The sequence below is a fragment of the Microvirga arvi genome (assembly GCF_016892765.1).
Taxonomy (GTDB): domain Bacteria; phylum Pseudomonadota; class Alphaproteobacteria; order Rhizobiales; family Beijerinckiaceae; genus Microvirga; species Microvirga arvi.
Genome location: NZ_JAFEMD010000140.1, coordinates 1 through 3,924, shown reverse-complemented (window position 1 = coordinate 3,924; position 3,924 = coordinate 1). Strand labels below are relative to the sequence as shown.

The 3,924-nt window shown below is 62.7% G+C and carries 5 protein-coding genes; 3 read left to right on the top strand and 2 right to left on the bottom strand.

The genetic code is table 11. From position 1 onward, the window contains the following. The first annotated feature begins 294 nt into the window (after positions 1–294). The 3 genes from ILT44_RS30000 to ILT44_RS29990 all read left to right on the top strand — a co-directional run bounded on the left by ILT44_RS30000 (position 295) and on the right by ILT44_RS29990 (position 1,256). A complete protein-coding gene (locus ILT44_RS30000; protein WP_204243260.1) occupies positions 295–495 on the top strand; it encodes a hypothetical protein in 201 nt (66 codons plus the stop codon). A gap of 32 nt (positions 496–527) precedes the next feature. Further along, entirely contained in the window at positions 528–863 is a 336-nt protein-coding gene (locus tag ILT44_RS29995; RefSeq protein WP_204243259.1) for a hypothetical protein, read from the top strand. Positions 864–977: 114 nt separating this feature from the next. Beyond that, positions 978–1,256 (top strand): hypothetical protein, encoded by a 279-nt coding sequence (locus ILT44_RS29990; RefSeq protein ID WP_204243258.1) that lies wholly within the window; start codon positions 978–980, stop codon positions 1,254–1,256. 266 nt (positions 1,257–1,522) lie between these two features. Here the strand turns inward: ILT44_RS29990 and ILT44_RS29985 are convergent. After that, a protein-coding gene (locus tag ILT44_RS29985) for an IS5 family transposase (protein ID WP_372441296.1) occupies positions 1,523–2,364 on the bottom strand; the annotation gives its coding sequence in 2 pieces (ribosomal slippage) (positions 1,523–1,995 and positions 1,995–2,364; 843 coding nt in all). A 158-nt stretch (positions 2,365–2,522) separates the two neighbouring features. Beyond that, positions 2,523–3,797, bottom strand: a complete 1,275-nt coding sequence (locus ILT44_RS29980; RefSeq protein WP_239468641.1) for an IS701 family transposase — start codon at positions 3,795–3,797, stop codon at positions 2,523–2,525. Between the last annotated feature and the right edge of the window lie 127 nt (positions 3,798–3,924).

Here is a 3,924-nt window from a genome sequence, read left to right as displayed (position 1 = left end):
CGCTCGCGCTCCGGCGGCTGGCGCCCTGAGAGTCTGGTCATCCCGCACCTCCCATCAGGTACAGAAGACCCCCACTACTCCAATCTACCAGACAGTCAGGTTTGCCGTCCTAGAAAAAAACCAACCCCACGGGCAAAGAGTCTAAAAGAGAGAGAGAAATCGGCCTTCCTCCATCCGCCTCTGTGCCTGAACCGAGATCCCAAACACCTTGGAGAAGTCAAAAAGGGCTATCGGCCTAGCCGGTGAGTTTTGCAGGATCGGCGGAGATTAAGATTCGTAGGGCGGAGCATGGCAATGACCCCAGACGATGAGATCGAGGCAACAGCTCGAGCCCTTCTCCGCGAGACGATCGAGCGGGCAGGCTGGTATCCAAGCCTGCGCAGGAGCGAGCGGGAGAAGCGCATCGCGCAGGACCTGCACCTGCACTGGCACTTGATGGTGCCGGAACTGCGCAAGCGGCTCGAGCAAGGCATTCGGCAGGGGCGGTGCGGATGAGGGCAGGGCAGAGCTAGATTCTGGAGGCGCACATGCACGAAGACTTTTCGGACCCCAGCGAGGCGCAGACACAGCCCGAGATTGAGCGTTATTACCGCAACGTCGCACCCGGTGATCCGGCAGCGATCCGCGAGACCCAAGGTCATTCGCTCAAGTTCATTCTGACTACGATCGAGGCGGTCAATCCGAAGCAGGGACGCGTTTACCTGAAAAAGCCCGCATCCTGGGGCGGGACAACGTTCTACATGAAGAGCGGCAAAAACTATGGGAGTCCGACAGGGCAATCCCGGCTGGTCATTCCAACGTCCGCGGTTCGTGCGTTTGCGGAGGAACATCCCCGCGGCCGGATGGGGTGGTCCAAAGGCTGAGCCTTCAAGCCTTTGTGCTGACCCAAAACTGGAGGCAGCATTGGAGAGCCTGAAAAGGGCTATCGGCAAAGCCGGAGGCGGTTAGCAGGACCGGCAGCACCAGGACGAGCGAAGATGAATCGAGAACAGCAAGCAGCGCGGATCGAGAAGATCGTTGCCGCGATTGCCGAGCGGGCCGTCAGCGTGCCGCCTGATCACCGCTCCGCCTACATCCAGGATGAAGTTGAGAAGGTGCGGCAAGCCTTCCTGATGACCTATGAGGCGGATGAGGGGCTGAGAGCCTGCGCCATGGAACTCGTGACCTCCATGACCGGACGGATCGAGGCTCGTGTTCACGCGCTGGAGGCGTCAGGGGCTGAGGCGGGCGAGGGCAGGGCGGAGCCAAAGTCGTGACCGGTTTGGAGGCGGATCAATGACAAAGGGCCGATGGCTCGACGTGAGCGCCGCACCGCGGAATGGATCTCCTATTCTCCTTTGGATCCAGGACCATGAGGCTCCGCCGGATTTCCCGGTGACGGTCGGCTTCTGGGAAACGAACACCGTCTTCGAAATAGGCGTCTGGCGCGTGTTCTCGGCCGATGGCTCGTCGACCTACTTCGATCAGAATGTTCGGGGCTGGATGCCGCTCCCTCGCGTTCCTAAGAGTCGGTCCGAGCGATTCATGAGCTTTGACAAAGCCTTGCGATCCTGCGGGTCATGAGCCGGATCATGGCGAGTTGCACGAACGCCAGCTGCGTGCGCGTGAGGTTCTCAAAATCCTTGACCAGCCGGCGGCAGCGGCCGAGCCACCCGAAGGTTCTCTCGACAATCCACCGCTTCGCAACCACCACGAAGCCTTTGGCGGCATCCGAACGTTTGACAATCTCCAGAACCACCTTGCCGGTCCGTTTCGCGGCCGCGGCTGTTGCTGCGCCGCTGTAGGCGCCATCGGCAAACAGGCGCTCCAGGAACACGAACACGCGCCGCACACTCTTCAGAACCGGCAGAAAGCCATCCCGGTCCTGCACGTCGGCCGGTGTCACATTCAGTCCAAGCATCAGGCCCAGCGTGTCGACGATGAGGTGACGCTTCTTGCCCTTGACTTTCTTGGCCGCGTCATAGCCGATCGGATCGATAGACCTCCCCCTTTTTCGGCGCTCTTGACGCTCTGGCTGTCGACGATCGCGGCGGTGGGACTGGCGTGGCGTCCCTCAAGTTCGCGGACCTGCTGGTAGAGCGCGAAGTGCAGGCGGTCGAGCACGCCATCGCAATGCCAGCGCACGAACCAGCCGTGCACAGTGCTGCGCGGCGGCAGGTCTCTGGGCAAAGCCCGCCATTGGCAGCCTGTGCTCAAGACATACAGAACGGCATTGAGGATCTCGCGCAAGCGCTCCGGGGCTGGACCGGACCTCGTGCGACGGTGCAGAAACGGTCGCACCAGATCCCATTCGGCATCCGTCAGGTCGCTCGGGTAGCGCAAACCTGTGCGAGCGTAGAGACCTCGGTTCTCTTGGGTCCACATGGGCGCCTCCGCAAATCGGCGCCAACCAGTGAATCACAAGTCACTGCTCGGATTCAACTTTCACTCGGACAGGCTCTAACATTACAGTTGCGCCCTCCGCTTGCGATGTGAGGTTTGTGCCATCGCCTGATGCGCGCGACGCCAGGCGGACCAGGCAATCACGAAGGCGGGCTCGATGCGTCGCTGCTTAAGACGTGTGGCCACGCGGCGGATTTCCTGGACAGACCAGCGTACCAGCGCTGCGGCTTGGCTTCGTCGCTTCTTTTTTGGGGTGAGGTGAGAGCGTTGGCGCGCTGGCGCACCACTGCCATCATGGCAAACGCCAGCATCACCAGCGACACATGCCGGTGCCAGCCATGCCACGAGCGCGTCTCGTTGTGGGTGAGGCCCAACTCCGTCTTGGCGGTCTCAAAGGCATCCTCGATCGCCCATCGCTGTCCCTCCACCCGCACCAGGGTGTCGATCGGGGTGTCAGCCGGACACCAGGTCGAGAAGAACGCCAGATCCCCATCAGAGAGGCGGCGCCGGATCAGCAGCCCCCGTGTCCACAAGCCGGTGAGATGCTCGTTGTATTCCTCCGCCGCGAGATCGGCGAGTTCGAGATAAGCCCAGTCATACAGGCGCGGCCCCTTGGTGCCGTCGCCCGCTGACAGACGTTTCCATGCCGCGGGAGCCAGAGCCTTCGCGATCTGCTCGGCCGTGCCGGCGACTTCGGGCTTGTCGATCCAGGAATAGAACCGATCAGTCGCATGCGCGCCGAGCACGTAGCCCTTGCCGGCCCGTCGCAGCTGCATCTCGATCCGGCCCACGCCATAGACCGTATCGGTGGCCGCCCAGTCGAACGGGACATCGGCGGCCAGCGCGCGTTCGATCATCTGTGCGGCGATCTCAGGTTTGGTGACGAAGCGGATGCTGCCGGGCACCTGAGCCGCGGCAAGGCGCTCGGGCTTGCTCGTCCAGTCCTGCGGCAGGTACAGCTGACGGTCGATGAAGGCGCAGCCCTTGTCCGACACATAAGCCGCAAACACGCCGATCTGGCAGCTGGTGATCTTGCCCGCCGACCCGGTGTACTGGCGCCCCACGCCACACGAGTGCTGACCCTGCTTGAGAAAGCCGGTCTCGTCGATCACCAGCACGGCCCCGGGCGAGGCCAGCGTCTCGAGCGCATACTCGCGCACCATGTCCCGCAGCGCATCGGCATCCCAGTGGCTGCGGCCGAGCACCGCCTGCTGGCGCCACGGCCCCGAGTCGCCCGCGGCCTCAGCGCGCATCCAGCCGGTCTTGCGCCGCTCCGGCCCGAGCACCCCATCGAGGAAGGCGGCGGCCGAGGCAGCCACGCTGGGATGAGCAAACAGCGATTGGAGATCAGCTTTGACCTGACGCAACTCCACACACCAGAGCTCGAGCATCTGCTCGATGGCCACACCCGTCATGGCAGCCTCCTGGGTCAGATCAGGAGATTATGAGCCCATGAGCGGCACCTGCAACTGTAATGCTAAGGGCTTGGCAGGCAATAACCTGCCCAAATGGGCAACTGGTGCGTTGTTGGAAGAAGGACCA